The 21,268-nt window shown below is 52.1% G+C and carries 13 protein-coding genes; 1 reads left to right on the top strand and 12 read right to left on the bottom strand.

Annotated elements, in window-relative coordinates; genetic code table 11:
- Nucleotides 1-201: 201 nt before the first annotated feature.
- The 10 genes from A8708_RS18135 to acpS all read right to left on the bottom strand — a co-directional run bounded on the left by A8708_RS18135 (nucleotide 202) and on the right by acpS (nucleotide 17,954).
- Nucleotides 202-1,071 carry an alpha/beta hydrolase gene (locus A8708_RS18135; RefSeq protein WP_068665934.1) on the bottom strand — a complete coding sequence of 290 codons (870 nt, stop codon included), beginning with the start codon at nucleotides 1,069-1,071 and terminating at the stop codon, nucleotides 202-204.
- A 15-nt stretch (nucleotides 1,072-1,086) separates the two neighbouring features.
- Nucleotides 1,087-3,774 carry a fibronectin type III domain-containing protein gene (locus A8708_RS18130; RefSeq protein WP_157264861.1) on the bottom strand — a complete coding sequence of 896 codons (2,688 nt, stop codon included), beginning with the start codon at nucleotides 3,772-3,774 and terminating at the stop codon, nucleotides 1,087-1,089.
- An 845-nt stretch (nucleotides 3,775-4,619) separates the two neighbouring features.
- A complete protein-coding gene (locus A8708_RS35520) occupies nucleotides 4,620-4,796 on the bottom strand; it encodes a hypothetical protein (protein ID WP_157264859.1) in 177 nt (58 codons plus the stop codon).
- A gap of 205 nt (nucleotides 4,797-5,001) precedes the next feature.
- Nucleotides 5,002-6,570: an extracellular solute-binding protein gene (locus tag A8708_RS18125; protein ID WP_068665930.1), complete on the bottom strand. Its 1,569-nt coding sequence runs from the start codon at nucleotides 6,568-6,570 to the stop codon at nucleotides 5,002-5,004.
- A 68-nt stretch (nucleotides 6,571-6,638) separates the two neighbouring features.
- Entirely contained in the window at nucleotides 6,639-7,514 is an 876-nt protein-coding gene (locus A8708_RS18120) for a carbohydrate ABC transporter permease (protein ID WP_082927609.1), read from the bottom strand.
- A gap of 19 nt (nucleotides 7,515-7,533) precedes the next feature.
- Nucleotides 7,534-8,514 (bottom strand): ABC transporter permease, encoded by a 981-nt coding sequence (locus A8708_RS18115; RefSeq protein ID WP_239696759.1) that lies wholly within the window; start codon nucleotides 8,512-8,514, stop codon nucleotides 7,534-7,536.
- Between the two features lie 235 nt (nucleotides 8,515-8,749).
- A complete protein-coding gene (locus tag A8708_RS18110) occupies nucleotides 8,750-10,336 on the bottom strand; it encodes a helix-turn-helix domain-containing protein (protein ID WP_239696758.1) in 1,587 nt (528 codons plus the stop codon).
- A gap of 916 nt (nucleotides 10,337-11,252) precedes the next feature.
- Nucleotides 11,253-12,284 (bottom strand): glycoside hydrolase family 88/105 protein, encoded by a 1,032-nt coding sequence (locus A8708_RS18105; protein WP_068665924.1) that lies wholly within the window; start codon nucleotides 12,282-12,284, stop codon nucleotides 11,253-11,255.
- Between the two features lie 102 nt (nucleotides 12,285-12,386).
- Nucleotides 12,387-17,258 (bottom strand): fibronectin type III domain-containing protein, encoded by a 4,872-nt coding sequence (locus A8708_RS18100; RefSeq protein WP_068665922.1) that lies wholly within the window; start codon nucleotides 17,256-17,258, stop codon nucleotides 12,387-12,389.
- A gap of 309 nt (nucleotides 17,259-17,567) precedes the next feature.
- Nucleotides 17,568-17,954, bottom strand: a complete 387-nt coding sequence (gene acpS, locus A8708_RS18095; protein WP_068665920.1) for a holo-ACP synthase — start codon at nucleotides 17,952-17,954, stop codon at nucleotides 17,568-17,570.
- A 201-nt stretch (nucleotides 17,955-18,155) separates the two neighbouring features.
- On the opposite strand from acpS, the gene A8708_RS18090 reads away from it, so the two are divergent.
- The gene (locus A8708_RS18090; RefSeq protein ID WP_068665918.1) at nucleotides 18,156-19,133 is read left to right on the top strand and encodes an aldo/keto reductase; all 978 of its coding nucleotides are present in this window, start codon (nucleotides 18,156-18,158) and stop codon (nucleotides 19,131-19,133) included.
- Between the two features lie 104 nt (nucleotides 19,134-19,237).
- Here A8708_RS18090 and A8708_RS35885 read toward each other — a convergent pair whose 3' ends face one another.
- Together A8708_RS35885 and A8708_RS18085 are read right to left on the bottom strand one after the other, a co-directional pair.
- The gene (locus A8708_RS35885; protein ID WP_167355902.1) at nucleotides 19,238-19,375 is read right to left on the bottom strand and encodes a hypothetical protein; all 138 of its coding nucleotides are present in this window, start codon (nucleotides 19,373-19,375) and stop codon (nucleotides 19,238-19,240) included.
- Between the two features lie 414 nt (nucleotides 19,376-19,789).
- Entirely contained in the window at nucleotides 19,790-21,244 is a 1,455-nt protein-coding gene (locus A8708_RS18085) for a M56 family metallopeptidase (protein ID WP_204787587.1), read from the bottom strand.
- Between the last annotated feature and the right edge of the window lie 24 nt (nucleotides 21,245-21,268).

Here is a 21,268-nt window from a genome sequence, read left to right as displayed (position 1 = left end):
GTTATTTGAGCCGCTAATGCGACTTATGTGAGAGTCTCAACATAAATAAACCGTCATGGAAGATCAAACTGCTCAACTATATACTTCGGATTGAACAGCAGGTAATTGTATATGTTTTGTCGTGGATGCAACTGCTTGCAATAGCCAAATAAACGACGATCGCAAGCAATTCTTCCGTTAGCGCAGATCTACCACTAAATCTTATAGAGCAGGTTTCGACAAATACCCGAATCCCATCAGATATTCGTCTATACTCGCGATGACTTTCAAGACTTCCTCCTCCTCGGTCTTGTAATCGAACAGCACGAACGCGTGAGCTAGATGAGGATACAGCAAGAGCTCAACCTTGTTGCCTGCAGCGGAATACGCTTCGTAGAAGCGTATCGCATCCTCGGGTACGACGGTTGTGTCCTGCAACCCATGCATAATTAGCATCGGCGGCTGCCCCACGCGCACTTGATAGAGTGGCGACAGCGCCTTCGCGAGCTTGTGGCGTATCAACCAGGCATGCACTGGATCACTATCGACCTTTTCCATATCTATAACAGGTACCATCTCTTTCCAACGGCCTGTGAAATCAACGATGCCATTGCAGTTAATAATTACGTTCGGCATCGCAGATACGGTTGCATCTTCACCGTCAACATCGTAGTTGTCGAGTGTGGCGAGGCTTACAGCCAGATGACCGCCGGCGGAGTCTCCTACAACCGCGATGCGTTGTGGATCGATGCCGAGTTCTGCTGCATGGCGACGAATATAGCGCATGGCAGAGCGGCAATCTTCGAGGCACGTTTCGATGCCTGCCGCATGGCCTCGTTCCACATCATGGCCTTCTCTTGGCATGAGCCGGTACTCTACACTAACGGTCACCGCGCCGCGCGCCGCGAATAGATGGCAATGGCGCAGGAACATTTCTGGCTGACCTCCCCGCCAGCCACCGCCGTGAATCCAGACGATAGCTGGTCTTGCGTCAGTTGCATGCCAATCTTCTGGCCGGCAAATTAACAGCCGGAGCTTATATCCAGCCCCTTCTTTATATACAATCGATTCATGTGAAATGCCTGCATCCATGATGATCGTTCACCTCTATTCACTCTGCGGAGCATAATTACCCGACCGCGGGTACGAAAGCACTGGCTTGCTGTCGTTCTCCCAATGGTCAAACCCGTGGTAGCCATATTCGTGGCTGCGTGTGTAGCGGCGAAACTTCTCGGCTGGTTTAGGATCCCAGTCGGTTAGACCTCCGGGAACTGTGTCCCTCGGCGGCGACGCAAGACCTTCGCCATTGCCGTTGCAGACTGCAACGCAGTATTCGTAGATACACGCTGGATCAGCGGCCTCGTCATCGTATACGGGCCGATCCCCTTCATAAATGACGGCAAAGCTGCCCTCGCCATACTCCCGACGGTACAACCGGTAGCCCGTCGCACCGAGCTGCCAGCCCCAAGTCAACTGAAAACCGCGCTTCGTCCGTGCGATCCGCAGCCCGTCCGCTCGCTCTGGAGATTCTCCCGTGAAGTAGACGGGATAATCCTCGCTCCACGGCCCTTTTCGGTCGCGGTTGACGGCCTGTATGCGAACATGGCGCTTCGTGCCGTTCGTCCCCGTAAGCCGCCAACATAATTGAAGCGTTGTATCCAGCTCGCCAGATATGCCCGACGCCGCGGCAGTCCAGTTCGATCCACCGTCGTCACTGACGGCAATCTCGTAACTTTCTGCCCCTTCGGCCGGCTCCCAGATCAGCTCTGCTATACCAGTGGTAGCTCGGTACCCTGCGAACTGCACAGCAGCGGGGGTCGACAGCCGTTCTGTCCACTCCCACTGACCGCGCCCCGCTGGCAGATTGAAAGAGACGCAATGTCCGCTCACCTGCGGCTCCAATGAAATACCGTCAATGTACAGACGATACGACGTGTCGCTCAGTGATTCTGGCAGCGTCAGTGTCATGACGGCTCCGCTGCCGCTGGCATACCCACCGCTTAGCTCGTTGCCGTTGCGAACAAAGGAGAAGCTCACTGGCAGTCCTTCATCATTCGATTCCTCGGTTGTAGCAGCGGCGGCTACCTCCAAAACAACGCCAGCGGCGCCAATTCGGGAGCCGACGAACAGCGCGGCTTCAGCTTTCTCTGCGCTGTATTGGCGGACTATACCAGCATGTCCGTCGAATAAAACACCATCTTCTTCGAACGCAATGGCAGATTCGTCTCGGAACACGAAATCACGTCGATCGTTCAGCACCACAGCAGCTCCGTACACCGTCGCCTCAACTTCCAGCAAGTAACCGTAGTCGCCCTTGCCGTGAGGGGAAACGAGCGTCAGGAAGTGACCATTCCCGTCGTAATACTTCCCCTTAGACTCATCATTGACGTTTCGGTAAGCACCAGGTCCAAGTTCAGCTGGAATGCCTGGTGCAGCTTCGTAACCGGATACACCCGGTTTCAGCTGGCAAATCGTCGGGAACGGATCATTCTCCTGCACGAACCAAGCGAATCGGCCTCTGACCCGCATGTCACCGACCTGATCGTAGATGACAATATAGTCGCTCCCAGACATCAGCACGCTGCGAGAATGATAAGCCGGACTAGCGTAAGGTCCCGCAAGCACGCGTGCGAACTGAGCGAAGCCGAGGTCCCGCAGGGGCTCAGTCAGTTCGCCGCGCCCAACACTGCGAAACTCATGTCCGTTCAAGACGCCAAAATTGCAGCAAGCCTGTACGTCCCCCATGTTGTCGTCGCCGACATCCTCCTTACGGTTGAAACTGAGCCGCTTGCCAGCCGCATAGTAGCTGATGACACCGCATCCGCCTTGCCCCGCGCGCCCCCAGCGGTAGTTCGGGCCTTCGTCAATCTGCTGCAAGTGAACCGAAGCTTCCGCTGGTTCGCCAACCGCAGCCCGCAGGACGAAGCCGTAACCGGTATATGCCGATGAGCGAAGTGGCGGTCTCGTGCCTGTATTGCCATCGTGCGGCGCAGCGTCAACTGCGCGCCAAATTTCCGTATTTCGCTCGCGCTCTGCGTAGCCACGCGCAGCAGCCGGGCTTACACGGAGCAGATGCTCCGCTAGCAGCGGCTCAATGGCACGCAATCCGAAGGCGGCAGAGCGCAGTGTCAACGGTGCCGCATAATCGTCGACGTGTCCGCCAGCGTGAGCGCCTTGCGACGGTACATGACGCGTACCTTCGACAGGAGCCGAAAGCGCATTAAGCAGCCACGTTAGCCACTTGGCGTAGTTCGGATAAGCAACGGTATGTTCGCCCCATACCCGTTGAAGCGCCATGATCGGATTTAGCATCGCTTTTAAGTTATACAGTGTATAGCAAGCCAAATTTTCTGTATGTCTCCCTCCCTTAGTCCCCCAAGAGGACACATCAGGCCGAACATGGTACTTGGCGTTCAGCGCCATGGCCCGTTCGAAATCTTCCTTCCACTTGCGCGCATCGGGATGAGCTGGAAAAAGGGCGGCCATTAATGCGGGAACGCTTCTCACATCAACAAGAAAGTTAGGATGTCCGGCAAGCATATTGACCACCGGCATGAAGCACTCCTCGTTGTGCGCGTATGCCATAAACGCCCAGACAGCTTTCAGCCGGTCGAATTGGGCGGGTGTCATCGCCGACGCTGCCAAGTCGAACGTCGATGTCCAGGTATAAAATTCCCGTGCTGCCACCGGACTTAGATCGCCTGGCCTATGCAGGCAAAACGATAAATGCCCGACAATGGCTTCCATATCTCCTGGTGTCGGCTTAACTGTGCTGTTGCCGAACCAAGTATGCATCCGCTGCGGCAGCCACTCCTCGCGAAACAGACGCGGATAGTCCGACTGCTGCTCCTCCCATGTCAGCTTCCAGTCTTTTACCTTGTCGAGCGAGAGGAACTCATGCCACAGCCACAGCTCGTCGACGTACGATTCAATCGGCGCGGCAACTTCCTGCTGCGCCCGATATAGCGCAATCGCCGTACAGCGAGTTCCCACAGCCAGCGGGTACTCCCAGCTGAGTGCCTGGCGGCGGCGCGACCAACGGAAACGGAGCGCCAGCGTCTGCGGCGAGCCCCATAACGCGTACTCGCCGTCATCCCAGAAGCCGCTGTCTTTGACAAATACAGCAGCCTCGACTGTTTCGTCGGCAAATGCTGCAGCTTTCGCCTGTTGCCAGCATACTGCATTATCGTACGGCTTCACCCTGAACGGCAGCTCTCCGTTTCCATTCAAGTAACGATCGATCGGCTCTGCACTGCGCGGCTTGGTATACCGGCGCTTTGGCGCAAACGTACGCCACTCTATCACAAGCATTGCATCTTCTCCAACGGCAAATCCCGACATCCACTCACGCAGTTCGATATAGTCCATACCTGCGGTAACCCTTACGATCGCACGATACTCCGCATCGCCCTCGAAGAGACATACGAACTCGCATTCGGCAAATACCGGCCCTTCCGTCGTTACCGTACTTTCTACGGCAAGCAGCTTGCGGCCGCCGCCGTCAATACGGGCGACGCCCTCCGCAGCAAAACCGGCTAGGCTTAGCGCAAACAGCTCGCCGTTCGCGAGTGGACTCTCGGTGAACCGTACAGTCAGCCGGCCGTTATCTGCCTGCACGCCTTCACTCTCCCGCAAGACCTTCAACCGCTCGTACTTCGTTCCCAGTGCAGGCGCCGCTCCGTTGCGCCATTCGAATCGCCTCTCGGCTCCTGTCGGCAGATCGGCAACCAGACATAACCGTGTCTCTGTATCCGTCCGACGCCATTGGAATGGAACAGCATCGCCGTTATTGTCTGCGAGCCAGACTGACTCCGCATTCACTTCTTCATCTGGCCGGACGAAGCCAAGCAGCGTAGGCGGCCATGCGTATCCAATTTTCCTCAAATGATCCTCGATTACTATTTGCTTGCATTCCATCATATTCATCCTCCCACTTGTGCTTAGGCTCTGTCCTTTCGGAGAACGTAAACAGCGGCGCACCGCCGTGCGCCGCTGTTATAGGCGTTCATTATTTAACGTTCATTATTTGCTGCCAAGCACCGATTTATATAGCTCATTCGCTTCCTTCTCCAGCTGTGTACCGCCCATGTCATTCCACTGTTTAACGAAGTCGTCGAAATACGTTAAAGGCTTATCTCCGCGGATGATCTGTGCGTAAACATCCAACTTAAGCTTCGTCAGGTCTGCCCAATATTTGCCTGATGACGGCAGCACGTCGGATTTACCGAAGATGTCCCACACTGGTTTATTGTACCGATTTAGCAGCTCAACGCTCGATTTGCCAAGGGCCTTCTCGAAAATCGTTGGAGCTGGACCGCCAGCAAACAGTGTGTCGAAATTGTTCTTCAGCCCGTCGGTCGCTAGCTTGGCGCTATCGTCGTAAGGAGGCAGGAATTTGATACCACTCTGCGAGTCTGAAGGTGTGTTGTAGTCCCAATGCGTTCCCTTAATGCCTACGCCAGCATCCAGAAATACCTGCTCGTCATTACGCATCGCTTCCATAATTTCAAACACTTTCTTGACCTTCTCTGGCTGTTGTTCCATCTGCTTGCCGAATGCGAACACGCTGCCAGCCGTTCCCCAGGCCCAACCGCCCTGCTGACCACGCGGTCCCTTCGGCAGAGGAGCTACTTGAAATTCCGCATTCGGGGTAATTTTCTTCATCGAAGAAAGCGCTGATTGCGGGTTACTCGCATCGAAGGCAGCCATTGACGTACTGTGCGTGTAGGCAACTTTGCCTTCAACCAGCTTCTTATCCAGATCTTTACCCGTGACGAATTCTGGATCAATGTAACCCTTAGCATACCAGTCCGCCAATAATGTTAGCGCTTCCTTCGCTTCCGACACAATCGCGCCGTTAACCACCTTACCGTCTTTCAGCATCCATTGCGTCGGCATGACGCCATAAGCACCGAATATCGACCAGAATTGAAAGTAGTAGGAGTTGCCATTGGTGGACATCCCGTAGACGCCAATTTGCTTCAGTTTGGCGAAAGCAGCCGTCATTTCATCAATCGTTTCTGGAATCTTGTCAACGCCTGCTTTTTTCAACAGATCCATTCTCCAGCCTTGCTTCGCGTTGAATTGACCCGTGTAATAAGTGGTTGGCAAACCGTAGTTTTTGCCGTTCAAGTTCGTATAGAACCATCCCTGCTTGGCAAAGCTGTCCAGCACGCTTTTGGTTTTGGGTGCGTTCTGCTCAATAGATTTCACCGGCATCTCGGCGATCAGGCCCTGACTTGCGTATTTGAACAATTGATTCGGATCGTAAATGAACATGACGTCAGGCACGTCGCCAGATGTGAGTAAAATTTGCTGCTTTTGTACATAGTCGGCCTGCGGAATTGAATAATAGTTGATTTTGACGTTGAATTTCTCCTGCAACACCTGCACAGTTCGGGAATTAGCCGTTAAATCCGCCGTAGGCACCATCCATTTGATTTCAATCGGTTTGCTCTGTTCCGCATTTGTCGCGCTAGGCGAAGTCGTAGACGATGTGCCGTCTTCCCCTCCGTTTGAACATGCCGTAAGTGTCAGTGAGCAGACTACAACTAACGCTGCCCACCCTTTTCCCCCTCTTTTTGCTAACATCTCGTAACCTCCTATATGGATATGGTTTTATTTCGGAATGCCGGTTCCGTATCGATAGTCGCTTGTGCCTAACCTTTGACCGAACCTAGCATGATCCCTTTGACGAAATACCGCTGGATAAACGGGTATAGAAACAGAATCGGCAGTGTCACCGCCATGATTGTAGCCGCCTTAAGTGACTCCGGCGTATATTCCTCGCGAATCCGGTTAATGTCCTCGCCAGGTGTCAGTGACACTGTCGCATCGACGACGGTTCTGCGCAAGAACAGCTGCAGGACCTGCCACCGATTGTCCTGCGTGTAGATCAACGCATCAAACCAGTGATTCCAGTGCGCGACGCCCACCCAGAGTGCCATAACGGCCATTACTGGCACGGACAATGGCAATACAATGCGCATTAGCACCCGCATTTCCGATGCACCGTCGATGCGTGCCGACTCGATAATTTCGGTCGGAATACCCTCGAAGAAGTTGCGCATTACAATCATATTGAACGCCGACACCGCACCAGGCAACACAAGAGCCCAAAGTGTATTGAGCAAGCCAAGATTTTTCACTAACAAAAACATCGGAATCGTACCGCCACTGAACAGCATGCTGAAGACGAACAGCTTCATAATCAGTTTCCGATGTGGAAACGTCCGCCTCGACAATGGGTACGCAATTATCGCTGTCATGGTTAGTGAAATTGCGATCCCGACAATGGTCCGGATCACGGTATTCACGTAAGCCAACAACAGATCCGGATGCGCCAGTACCTTCTCGTACGACATCAGCGTCGGATGAAGTGGAAACCAGTAAAAATTCATCGCTAGCGCATCGGCCGGCGTGCTGAACGAAAGTGTAAAAATGTATAACAATGGATACAGTGTCGTTAGCCCGAAGATCGTTAAGAAAGTGGCATTCAACACGTCGAATGTCCGCTCACCCCAAGTTATTTTCACACACGCCACCTCCTTCCCACTACCATAATCCTCGCTCCTTGTCGTACAGTTTGACGAGCGAATTAGCAATTAATACCAGTGTCAATCCAATGATCGAGTTAAACAAACCTGCTGCGGTTCCGAGCTCATAATCCATCGTTAACAATCGGCGCAGCACGTACGTATCAAGGATTTCCCCTACTCCTGAGGTTGGCGGCGTCATCAAGTTATATATTTGATCAAAGCCGACCGATAAGAAATGACCCATCGATAACAAGTACATGATGATAACGGTCGGTGCGAGCGACGGCAGGCTGATATGCCAGATGCGCCTCCAGCGGCTTGCCCCGTCGGCAATCGCTGCCTCGTAGAGACTCGGATCAATGGAAGCCAGCACCGCAAAGTAGACGATGGATCCCCATCCTGCGGATTGCCATATGTCGGTCAGGACTACCGTGCCATAAAAATAGTCCGGCTCAAGCAACCACAACTGCTGTGAAATACCAAACAGGCTCAGCAGCTTGTTGAAACCGCCATCGCTGCCGAGAAACGGAAACAAGATACCCGCGAGTACAACCCACGAAAAAAAATGCGGTAAATACGTCACGGTTTGGATCGTTCTCCTAAACCAGGTCAGCCGAAGCTCATTGAGCAGCAGCGCCAGTACAATTGGCGAGGGAAATACAAACACCATTTTCAGGAAAGCAATCAGCACCGAATGGCGCAACGCATTCATGAAACCATTTCCCATGAACAGCCTTTCGAAATTCTCCAAACCAGCCCATGGGCTTCTGAGAATGCCCTCCGTAATCTGAAAGTGCTTGAACGCGATGACAATGCCGTACATCGGCACGTAACTGAACAGTAGAAATAACGCTAGGCCTGGTAACAGCATTGCTATAAGTGCACGGTGCTGCTTGTAAACGCGCCATTGCCGATGCCATCTGGTTGTCCTTCCTAGATCACTGGTTTTCGGAATCACGCGCCGTATTTCCATCTTGTTCAATCCTCCTTTTTGCATGACGTTTGATCCTCCTTTATGAATAACCTGCGGTCTTGCGATGTCCTTTCGTTCATCGTACGGCCCGAAATGCCAAGTATGGACATTTGGGTCCACACCTCACCGATTGGAGCTGTCGATTGCCGATGTCATCAGCTTACGGCCGCTTCCGATATCAACGCAATCATCACATTTTCGTCGCCATTTCAACGTAAAATGCGCCGAAGCCTTGACGGCTGCGGCGCATTTGTGGCAATCAGGATCGACTCCGCAGACGAAATTCGCCCGGCGTCATGCCTTCCGATTTTTTGAATACCCGAATGAGATGCGTGGCATTGCCATAACCAATCTCGACGGCAATATCGGCGATGTTCAGTTCAGTTTTGAGCAGCAGGTTTTTCGCTTTGCCGATTCGGTACCGTGTGACGTATGCAATGAATGTCTCCCCCCAGTGCTGCTTAATTAATTCGCTTAAATAAGAAGGGGAGATGCCGAGCTGATCGGCCGCGAGTTGGAGCGACAGATCTTGCGCGTACCGTTCTTCGATGAGTTTCTTGGTACGCTCCATAATCGTTTCCATTCGCAGCCGCTTCAGCCCATTCAGAAAGTCGATTCCCTGTTCAATGACCGTTTCGCTGAACCAATCACATATAGATGGTGACGCATTTAACTGAGCGAATTCGGCGTATAGACTCCTTCCGGGGAACGTCAGCGTCAGGTCGGGGTCATACTCTTGCAGCAATCGGATGACAGAAACCAGCAGTTGCATCGCATATGTTTTAATAAGTGCAAACGGAAGTCGGCTGCCGTTCAGCCCATCGAAGAAAGCAGAGAGCTCCCGAGCTGCCTGGCCCCGATTGCCCTCACGGATAGCCGCTAGCAGTGCGCTTTCGCACTCCGCCGGATACGGCACAGAGATAGGCGCTTCTGTCTCTCGGCCTCCGCGCACCACTTCATTGCCCGCTTTCGGCCAATTTTCCTGCAGCGCATGCAGCGCGTCTTGGTACGAGACGGAGAGCTCGCTGAAATCAGTGGACGGCCTGCCGACGGCAATTGTCACCGACTGCTTCAAGTATGAAGAAACTGCGTAGCGAATCGACTCCGCCGCACGAACAGTCTCACGATCAGCCTCATGCTGCGGCATATTGAGAATAACAGCAACATGCTGCCGGGAAATAACGGTTTCCGTGGCAAACTTGTCTCTCATCAATTCCTGGCTGATATTCGCCACAGCGAACAGGAACAGCCGTGTATCTTCACCGCTATGAAAGCGGGCACTCTCGCCAGTGGCATCCATCTCTGCCACAAGTACGCAAAAGACCGGGTCTGGAAAGAGCTCTGTCTCTGCTGGCTTCTGACGCAGCCACGGGTCCATGCCAGCATTGTTACCGAGCAGCGCGGATAGCAGGAAATGGTCACGCAACACCGGCAGCTGGCTACTCCATTGTGAGCGTACATCACCCATTTCTTTGAGCAGCGCGGCAATTCCGTTCTCGATCCTGGTGAAGCCCTCCGCATAGTCTGCGTCGAACGGCTCCTGCGCTTCCTCCCCGTCCTCTTCTCCCTTACCTCGCAGCGTAAGGAAGATGCTTCGCAAGCCGCTTTGAAACCGTCGCACATTGAAATACGCGACAAACAACGACAGAAGTGATAGCACCGCCGTCGCGGCAACTATCCAAATTCTGAGCAGCTGAGCGTTGCGCGATGCCGCATCCGCAGGAATCAGCATGGCGTAGAGGAAGCCATATGTCGCTGATCTTTCAGTCGTCACGTACATCTCGCCCGCCTCCGTGTCCAACTTGACCGGTCGACTGCCTCCCGTCTCCGTGTCGCCGGCTAGCATTGCACCGATCGCGTTGGGCTTCACAACCCGCAGTTGGCCAGCCTGCACAATCGTCTGCCCCTCCGGCGAAAAGATGAGTAAGCCTCCTCGGCTGTCGAACGGAAAGGAGCGGATCATATCGGCAATGATGCCTGTCTTGATATTGACGATGAGCGCCGCATCTGGCTCCTCGTAGAAGTATGGCAGCGGAAGGACGTAGGTGAGCGCCTCCGCCCCTTTGCCCACATCACCACCCATTGCGCGTGGCGTAATCCATAACTTGGATTTACGTTCCACCGCCGCTTGCCGCAAGGTTGGCATCCACGACGTATCGGTAAAACTGTCCAGGTCGAATAGCACATTGGACGTTAGCACGAGCTGTTGTTTGCGATGATAAAGATAAACCGAGTCGACCGCATGAATGGAAGACGAGAAATTAGCAAGGTCGCGTCTGATGTCATTGACCATCTGTAGTGTACCGAGTAACGGAGTTTCCTGCGTTTTGACGAATTGAAGCATGCCCGCTTGGAGCGAGAATTGTCCCGTCACTTCTTCAATTTGCCGAAGTAACTGGTCCACCTGCTCCTTCATCTGGGCAATTGCCACCTCGGACGTCCGCTTTACTTCTGCTTCTATTAGACGAAGGCTTGTGTAATAGCTAAACGTCCCGAAACCGAACACCGGCACGATGGAAAGGAGCAATAGCAAGGCAATTTGTCGTTGTCGAATTAGTTTGCGAACAAGTTTCATAGGCTTTTCACCATTCCTCGTTCCATCTGGATGGTCTGTGCGGCTTTATTATAGCAAAAATACGTTTTCATCTACATCGTCTTCTTTTCGGAATCGCCTTTCCACGCCAAATGACGGTAAAACAAAGAACCTAGGAGAACCTAGGCCCTTTGCCGGTTTCAATTTACGGATTCCCTTGCACTTCGCTTCACTGGTTTTCAGATGCGTCGCCGCTTTCAGCAAGCATCACCGAAAGCAGCATCAACAGTAGGCCTTGCCCATAGCCCTCCGCCCGGTGCTGCGCTATGACATGGTACTCACCGGCGTGCTTCTGCACCCCCGTCCCGGCAGATACGCCGCGTAACACGCCTTCCCAGTCCACGTACGCAAGTGCAGCTCGCGCGGCGCGGTCGGCCATTCCCGCATGTGTTTCGCCTATATTGATGAAGCGCTCCGCACGCTTCACTGCATACGCAATGCCAGCAGCAGCCGACGTTTCCAAATACGTGTTTGGCTCATCGATCACCGTCGTCCACAACCCAGAAATGTCCTGATACTGGGATAAACCTGCTATTTGCCTGACCAAGATGTCCTTAATCTCGCTCCATGCCATTTCCGTGTCCGGAAGTAGAATAAGCAGTTCCGCCGATACAATGGCCGCCCATGCGTTGCCCCGCGCCCATAAACAACCAATCGGTCCGTTCTTGCGCTCGTCCCAACCGTGATAATATAGCCCGTTCTCCTGCTGCAAATGACGCACATGGAGAAAATATTGGTTGAGTCCTTCTTCAACCGCCTCCCGATCTTCGAATAGCAGCCCCGCCTTGACCAGGAACAGACCGGCCATAAAGAGGGTGTCCACCCACATCTGTCCGCCGAAGCTCGTTTCCACGAGGGTATGCTCGAAAGCTCCGTTCTCAAGCCTCTCCGCTCGGTGCAGAAGAAAATCGATCCTCGACTTGATGATATCCGCATAACGCGGCTCACCAGAAGAGACATAGAGTTCGATTAGCGAAAAACACGGCGCCGTCGCATTGACAGTTTCGAACACTCTCCCTTGCTCTAATTGCTCGTCAATCCACGCTTTTAGATACAACAGCAACGCCTCGTCCTTCGTTGTCTTCCATAACGAAACCAAACCATACAGCGCCACGCCTTCGCTCCAGTTCCATTCCGACATCGGCATCCGCCTGGTCGCCTGCGAAACCTGCCTACTTATTGCAGCCAAATTACGCGACATTCCTATTCCTCCTCGAGTCTTGTGTCTGGCTCCAACCTTAAGCGAGACTTGATTTCATTTCAATGATCATTTTTTTGTAACTGCCCTGCACGTGCCCTCGGGTCAAGGAAGCATGACGGTGGATGCATGTAAGGGATCGCGAGTTGCATTTCCTGCTGCATCAACAGCCTCCACGCGGAATGTATACGCCGTTCCCGGCAGCAAGTCGTCGAGCGCATAATCGGTGACGTTCGCTACAGTCCCATGAAGTACACCACCTACATAGACGCGGTACGATATCGCCGTACCAGACGTATCGAGCGCCGACGACCAGCTCAACTGCGCTTCCGTCGACGTGACGTCAGTAACGGTCAGACCTCCACTGCCTGCTGGCCAAAAGGGTGCCCTTACATCCGCGTACGCGCTCGATGTTGTCACCGTGTTAAGCGAGCCGGTATCCACAATCGGCGTTGGAACGTTTACAAAGCTGTTTCCGCTCAACACCTGGCCGTAGATTGCCTTTGTCAACGAAATACCGGTTTTCAGATCGATGAACTGGTTATTTTCGATCAGTGTATTTCTAACAACCGGCACATCGAATGTGCTGCCCTTCACAGTCCTGATGAACAAGCCTGACGCATCCTCATTCTGATCGGCGACGATGCGATTGTTGCGGAATTCGGTGCCGTAGGCTAGCACTGCATAGCCGGTATTGTCAGCCTGCAAGCCCAATCCGAAGACGGCTCCAGGTACTGCGTCGATAATCGTATTGTTATCAAACCTGACGAAGTAGGTATTGTTCAAACGATGCTGCACGAGTGAATTGAAGCCGAACGTGACGGCTCCGCCTGTATGAGTCAGCACATTATCTGCGACAACGTTATCATAAGCGTTGCCGTACAGCGAGATTGGTCCTCCGCTATCCATACCGATATTGCGGTATATCGTTCCCCTTGCGTTCGGAACAATGAACGAAAACTTACTCGTTCGATCCGGTACGATAGCCCAAGGCATTTCCACGGAAATCGTGTTACCGTAAACTTGCGATACATCACGTACTTGCCCAATTCCCCGACCCGCCATGATAACGACTGCCAATCGCCCGTACCGATGAGGGTAGCTGTAGACATCGCCAGTCACCGTTGCTCCAACGCTGAGGGGGACGACAGTCGCTACCTTCATCTCCAAGCTCGAAGCGCCTAGAACCTCGCCATAATTGAAGGTGCCGCTAGGCGATTCGTTCAGCACCATCTCGCCATCGTTGTTCACATGATCCAGCGTGCCGATGCCTTGAATTACGTTGTTCGACACGTAATAATCCGATTTAACGTTAATGCCATGCGTATCTGTATTTTGCTCTGGATGCCCGATCAATTGGTTATTTTCAATAATTGCATAACGGGCTAGCATGTTGGTTGCTCCGCTTGCATACTCAATTGTGTTATTGCGTACCTGGCTGTATGCGTTAATATAGCCGGTCGCAATTGTCGCCGCCCTGCCTTTGAACGAATTGCGGATGAATAACGTGCGTTCATTCGCAATAAATGCCACACCATTTGCTCGGCCTATTTGCTCTCCCATGGGAGCATCAATCTTGACTTGCGTTACGAACAGCTCGCTGGCGGTACGCAGGGAATTGTCCGTCACAGCGGCGCCCCATGCGTGCCCGAGCCAGATGAAGAAATCGGGATACACGGATGGATTAAAGACATCCAACTTCATTCGGGCTACTCCCGCCTGACCGACAGTTTGGCCGTCACCGGAAGAAACAATTAGCGTACCGGAGCTCGTGCCAGAATAAGCGAGCACCGTGTTCTCTTCGCTTTCGCCTAGTAAGACGACGCCAGCTGGCAGTAGAATCTTCGAAATCCGATAGATCCCATCTGAAAACCATACGATACCCCCGCCATCCTCATGCGCCTGATTGACGGCATTTTGCACCGAAGCGGTATCATCGGTTGTGCCATCAGCCAACGCTCCGAAATCCGCCACATCGTACATCTGGCTCCAGCGGAAATGTTTCGCCCAGGCCACACCAAGATCGAGCGGATCGTCGCCCGATTCCGTAATGGTCAGCAATTGGCCGTTATTCAACCTCACCCAATTACCGTCTGCGCGATTGCGCACCTCGACCCAATAGGCTTGCGGCGGGGCCTGATCGATTGTGAAAGTGACCGCGAACGGGTTCAGCTCGACGATCGGCATTTCATATACGCTGCCAGTAACGCTCTTCAACCTAATCGCCGTTTCGGCGGCCCCACCGCCGAATTCCCGCGCATCGAAATTGCGGCCGACCAGCTTGATCTGCTGCCCTTCAAACGCTTCTCGCTCTGAAATAAACTGCGGTCGCGGATCGTTCAGCGACTTCGCTTCGCTCCAGCCGTATTCATTGCGAATCCATACCGCATACGCGCCTGGACTCATGTCTTCCGGCAATCGTGACACGACAAAAGCTCCTTGATCGTCCGTCTGCACGACATCAAGTGTGCGGGCACTGCTAGACGGCGCACTGCCGCCGAGCTGTGCGTAGTCATCAATGGCGACTTCAACGGCGGATGATTTCATACCGTAGCCGGAAACGGTAAATAGCGTACCGGGAACGACCGCATCGGATATGCGCAGCAGTACTGGTGGCTGCTCCCAAGCCTCTAACTCCACAAGCAGCGGAATCGCATCCGTGCTCGCCGTCAGCAATTGGGTATCGTTGACGGCAAAAGCCGCCTTAATCGTATAAGAACCGGCATATAACGGCGTATAATCGACCGTTACCACACCGTTTGCATCCGTTGTGCCAGCACCGGCATCGCTCGCAATATAGGTGCCAACATAGGTACCTTCCAGTTCAAAGGCTACTGGCTGGCCGACAAGCGGAGCACCCGTGCTGTCCTTCAGGACGGCGCGAAGTTGAACGGTTTCGTTCGGATGCTCAACGACGAGCGATGCATCTTCAAAGGTCAAGCTAGTCGTCTGATAAGCGGGAATCGAGACAGATGCGCGCGCTGCAATGTCCGAATAGCGGAATTGGCGAATATTGCGAATGCCATATTGATACACAATTCCTGGCTCCAGATTGGAATCTATATATTCGTCAGTACTTCCACTTACCGTTGCGATTTGAACAAAATCAGCATCACTCTGCTTTTTGCGGAGAACGATCGCATCGTCACTTCCCGCACGGGTCCATGACAATGCCACTTGACGCGTGCCAGTGTTTGCAGCTTGCAGATTCGACACGGACGGCGCAAGTGGTGTGTCGAAGAAAATTGCCTCTACATTCGCTTGCGTTCCAGCAAGCTTCGCAAACCGCAGTTTAAAGCTGCCTCTCACTAGATAGGAGACATATTTGCCGCCGTTAATCCCATCGATCGTCTGTATATCCAACACATTGCCACTGCCATCCAACAGTTCAAATTGCTCAACATTTACTTCTGTCGACCCGAAGTCAGTTGTATAAAAGCTGACCTGATGGGGGCTATTATCCGACAGTGTAAACGAATGCGTTAGCGTCCCGTACGTATAGACTGTCAGCATTTTGCGGATGCTGCCGTCCGGCATCTTGAGCGCGCGCACGTCGGTGGACGGATTCTGCATGATATTATAACCGTTACTGCCTCCGAGCGAATAGGAGCTTACATAGGAGGGAAGGCTGGCGATGTGCGCTGGCGTCGTCGCATCCTTACCGGATGCGGACGTTGCCGCAAAGAACGGCAGGATATAGCCGTCACCACCGTACGTGCCGATCCAGTTCCCCTTGGTGACCGAATCCTGTCCCATATAGTAGGTGGGATCAGGCGTAGTCGCGACCGTTGCAGATGGCCCGTCCTCGCTCCAGTTCTGGGCTGCGTCACCAGCCTGCACGCGGAACGTGTACCCCGTTTCCGAGGTAAGACCCGTTACATCATAGGTATAAACACTGCTCCCTACAGTTGCAAGCAGCGTACCATCACGGTAGATACGGTACTTGGTCACGCCACGATTGTCCATTGCGGCGTTCCAAGCAAGATGAACCCCATTCGCCGTCTCCTGCGATGTGGTCAATGCGCTGCCAGCCGGCCATACTGGCGGCGCCGCATCCATTCCAGCAGCCGTCGTCAACGGCACGGTCAGCTTCCTGCCCCAGTACCCGCTGCCATTGCCAGGCTCCACGGCGAATGTGTGCGCGGTTGCCGGCGACAATCCCGTTACGTTATAGGCGTATACGGACCCGCTAACCGTATCGAGCAACGTGTTATCCTTATAGATGCGATAACTCGTTACTCCTTCGTCAGCAATGGCCGCTGGCCAGCTAAGGGTCGCATCGGTAGCGCTTACATTTGATGCTGAAACTTTGCCTCCTTCAGGCCATACCGGTCCCGGCGCATCGAAGAAAAAGCCCTGCGCAAGTGCTTGCGAGCCCGCTTGCAAGGTAACTACCAACTTGAAGCTGCCCTGCACGCGATATGTCACATATTTGCCGCCGTTAATCGTCGCAATTGTGCGGGAATCGAGCACTGCTCCGCCAGCGTCGCGCAATTCGAAGACCATCTGGTTCGTCTCGGTTAATCCGAAATCTGTCGTGTACACGGAGAATTGATGTGTTGCGCTATCCGATAACGTAAACGAAAAGGACATAGTGTTGTACGTATACACGGTAAACCGTTTGCGCGTACTGCCATCGGGTGATTGCAGACCGCGTGTGTCCGCCTGATTGCCGGAAACCCAATAATTAGATCCCGTTTTTGTGTAAGCGCTGACATACGACGGCAACTGAGCAACGTCAGCGGCGAGCGGATTATCTCTGCCACTCGTCATAGTTGTGCTGTAATAGGGCAACACATATCCCTCACTGCCATAGGCACCCACCCAATTGCCTTTCGTGGACGTATCCATTCCCACAAATGATGCAGTGGATGCGCGTGCGACCTTCGGTCCAATCGTCATACTGCTGAATACCAGCGATGCGATCAACAAATAAACAAACCAACTCCACCGCGTCGTTCTTGGGGTCAAAGCCATTTTCAATTCTCTCCTTCTTGTTCAAATTGTACGTACAGATGCGTCTACCTTCTGATTCAATGTTTCGCAAATTCCCCTCTCTCTTATTCTTCGAGCAAAGCCTATTCTACGGCAGACCCTCATTGCAAATACATCATCAAAAATTCGGTTGGCAAGTAAGCACCGTTTAACCTTTATGTAAGGGCAAATAGTACTCGTTCCCTATACGAAAAAACCGTCGGGGATTTTCACCCCAACGGTCCTATTAGGCTTGCAGCACACTGGATACCTCCATAGCTGCTTCATTATTTTCACACACTCACCAACATCTTACAGCTGCTCAACGATCGCATACGCCGCAGCCATAGAACCTGTATGCGTAATACTGATATGAATACGGCAACTGCTTGGGAGGCCCGATCGCTGCAAAGCCTCATCTCTCACGGTGCACACTGGTTTACCCAGCGTATCCGGCAGCACTTCTAGATCTTGGAAACCAATCTGCTTACCTATGCCGCAGCCGATAGCTTTCACAATCGCTTCCTTCGCTGCAAAGCGACCCGATACAAACTCCGCGAGTCTTCCACGGCGCTGCTGCGCCAAATCCCGCTCCGCAGGTGTTAAAATCCGCTCCATAAATCGATGACCCGAAGAGCTCTCTAGCATGCTGCGTACCCGCTCTATTTCAAGCAAATCCGTTCCGACCCCAATGATCATCGTTAGCCGATCCTCTCTTTATCCAGAACTGCCTTTTGCGTACAATTTAACTGATTCCTCGCATAAGGTCAAGTGGAAATACAAGCACAACAGGGCTACTGCTTACGTCTAGGTAAGTAAGTAACTCTATTTTCAGCTCTTATATCATTCTCTAACAGGCGTTATACTAGGCTTAGAAATTATAGCTGGGAGGCCATCATAGTGAAAATCATGCCACTGGAAAGACGCGGGATTTCGAATAGCCGAATCGTATTCGGATGTATGGGACTAGGCGGAGACTGGGCAGGGAATCCACTAACCAAAGAAGATTATATCACCGCTGAAAGGGCTGTAGAAGCCGCATTATCAATTGGAATTACGATGTTCGATCATGCTGACATTTATAAAAGAGGGAACTCCGAGACCGTATTCGGTCAGGTTCTTAAGAATAGACCCGATTTGCGTGACCAAATCATTCTGCAATCGAAATGCGGGATTCGCTTCCAAGATGATCAGCATCCGCAGCGTTTTGATTTTAGCAAAAATCATATCTTAAGCTCCGTCGATGGTATTCTTGGCCGTCTCGGGATCGAGCACATCGATATCTTGCTTCTGCACCGACCGGACCCGCTCATGGAGCCAGAAGAAATTGCGGAAGCTTTCAATACACTGCGTTCCGCGGGTAAAGTGCGCCATTTCGGCGTGTCCAACATGACCTCTGCGCAAATGCGCTTCATTCAAAACTCGCTGCCAGAACCGCTTGTCGTGAACCAACTGGAGATGAGCCTGGCGCGCGTGGACTGGATTGAACAAGGTATTCTGGTGAATCAGAAAGTTGGCGCCAGCGTTAATTTCGCTGATGGCATCCTGGAATATTGCCAAATGAATGACGTTCAAATCCAGGCTTGGGGCCCGCTAGCCAAAGGTAAATTCTCAGGCAGCGACATCTCTGATGCGCCTGACACCGTTAAGAAAACAGCCGCACTCGTTCAGAAGCTGGCCGCTGAGAAAGAAACGACGCCTGAAGCCATCGTGCTCGGCTGGCTCATGAAGCATCCGGCACGCATTCAGCCGGTTATCGGCACTTCCTCTGCACAGCGCATCGTCGCTTGTGAAGACGCGGTTCGCATCGCGGACAACATGACGCGCGAAGAGTGGTACGCGCTGCTCGAAAGCTCTCGCGGCGTACGCATGCCGTAGATCCTGGGCATCTGCGTGCCCACGCACATAAGGCCGCCCTGAAGTAGAAGAATCTGCTTCAGGGCGGCCTCTTTCACATTCGGCTGATCACTTCACGCAGATCCCTATACGCTGGGGACTAACCCCTTCCATCTCTCAACTTCAACTTTAACTTTAACTTTAACTTCTACCTCAACTTCAACCTCTACCTCTACCTCTACTTCAAATTCAAATTCAAATTCAACTTCTACCTCAACCTCCACTTCTCCATCTGGCTTTCAGCCGGAGCAAACAAACTAAATGGATTTTATGTAGCTAATCTTGCTGATTTTCTCCATTTCAGAGCAATAGATGGATTTTCTACAGTTAATTTCCGCCATAACACACCAAACGGCTAATCTCACTTAATTTAACTGTACATTTTACAGCTATTCGCTAAAATCCCCTGCGGTACAGCAAATTAGATGTACATTTTACATTTATTTGAAAGCCAGCTACTTAAATAAACACTGCCAACGGCTGCGGTTACTTCTGATACTGCTACTGCTACTGCTACTGATATTGATACTTCTACTCTAACTTCTAGTTCCCACGCCCCCAGCTCAATGAACAACCAGCGTGCCACATGAAAAAAAGACCCAAGGCATGATTTCGCCTCGGGTCTTCTTCGATTATGTTTACTCCGCTACTGGGGCAACTGTCGCTGTTACCGGTAACTCTCTTACTGCTGGGACAGCAGCAGGTGCTGGTCTCGATCCCTCAGCTGCTTGGGCCGCCGCAGCTTCTGACCTTGACCGCTCCACTGCTGGTACAGCTGCAGGTGCTGATTTTGACCTCTCTACTGCTTGCGCAGGTGCTGTTCTTGATCCCTCCACTGGTGCTGGCGCTGTTCTTGATCGCTCAGCTGTCACAGCTTCAGACCTTGATCCCTCCACTACTTGCGCAGGTGTTGGCGTTGGTGTTAGTGCTGACGTTGGACTTGACTCTACCGTCGGAGTGGTTGGCGTCACGAAGACGTCAGCAACCTTAGTTTCATTTACGGTTGCTGCTGTGTTGTTTTTATCTGTTCCTGTTGTTAACGAGCTTGTCTCGGTTGTCTTTTGATCAACAATTGGTGGATGGGATTCAGAAGCTGATTTCTTATCGACACTAGCATTCGTCAAGGAGCAACCACTAATAATGACAACGGCAGCCAAACCAAGGAATGACCAACGGTAGGAATTAAATTGAAAGTGTTTTATCATCAAAATTCTCCTCTTTAACTGTGACTTATTTCCGGATAAATGAACATTGCCTGGCACACTTACTGGACGAACATAGATTTCCAATAATTGTATGAGTGTATGTCCATATTCCTCTCTCTTTGCTGGCTCTATATAAGAAAGGGCTAAAGCATCGCTTGCAATCTCTTGATCCTCGCGCATGCGCTGATGAGCGTACCATAGTACAGGATTAAACCAGTGAATGATTAGCAAGAATTGCATAAGCCAATTGACGCCAATATCATTTCGTTTGCAATGGGCCAGTTCATGCAGGAACACATGTCGTAATTGCTCTTGATTTAAACTATTGATGGCCGACTGTGGTATAACTAAGCATGGTTTCCAGAAGCCGAATAGTGTCGGCATCGACAATTTGTCCGATACGACTAACGCGACAGGTTTATGTATCGACATTAACTGATGACATTGAGCGAACAACTGCGTGATGCTGATGTCTGTTATCGTTCTTGTTTCTTTCGTTATTTTCTGCAAAAATTTGTGGTTGATCACGCATGTATATATTGCAAATAGGGCGATCCCTAGCAGCCAAATAGCTATAGCATACTTGTACAAGAAACTCCATGGTGCATCCGGACCTGCCATTGCTTCATGCATCCCAATAGCGACAACTGGATCGAATTCATGAATGCTTTCCGGGTACGATAGCCAATTATAAATGCTGAAATGGCTCTCCAAGCGCCAAGGTAGGAGCAGTCTTACGAGCACCAACAACCACATGAGATAGTGCCATCTAGGTTTTATCCGATTATGAAGGATGCGTTGAATGAGCATGATGAACACAACGGTTATGGTGGCCATGGTCGACACGGATAGAATCCTATCAAAAATGCCTGTAAAAAATTCACTCATTGCGTTCACGATCATCCCTCCCTT

It is taken from the genome of Paenibacillus oryzisoli, from assembly GCF_001653565.1.
GTDB classification, from domain to species: Bacteria; Bacillota; Bacilli; order Paenibacillales; family NBRC-103111; genus Paenibacillus_E; species Paenibacillus_E oryzisoli.
This window is presented reverse-complemented; position numbering and strand designations above follow the sequence as displayed.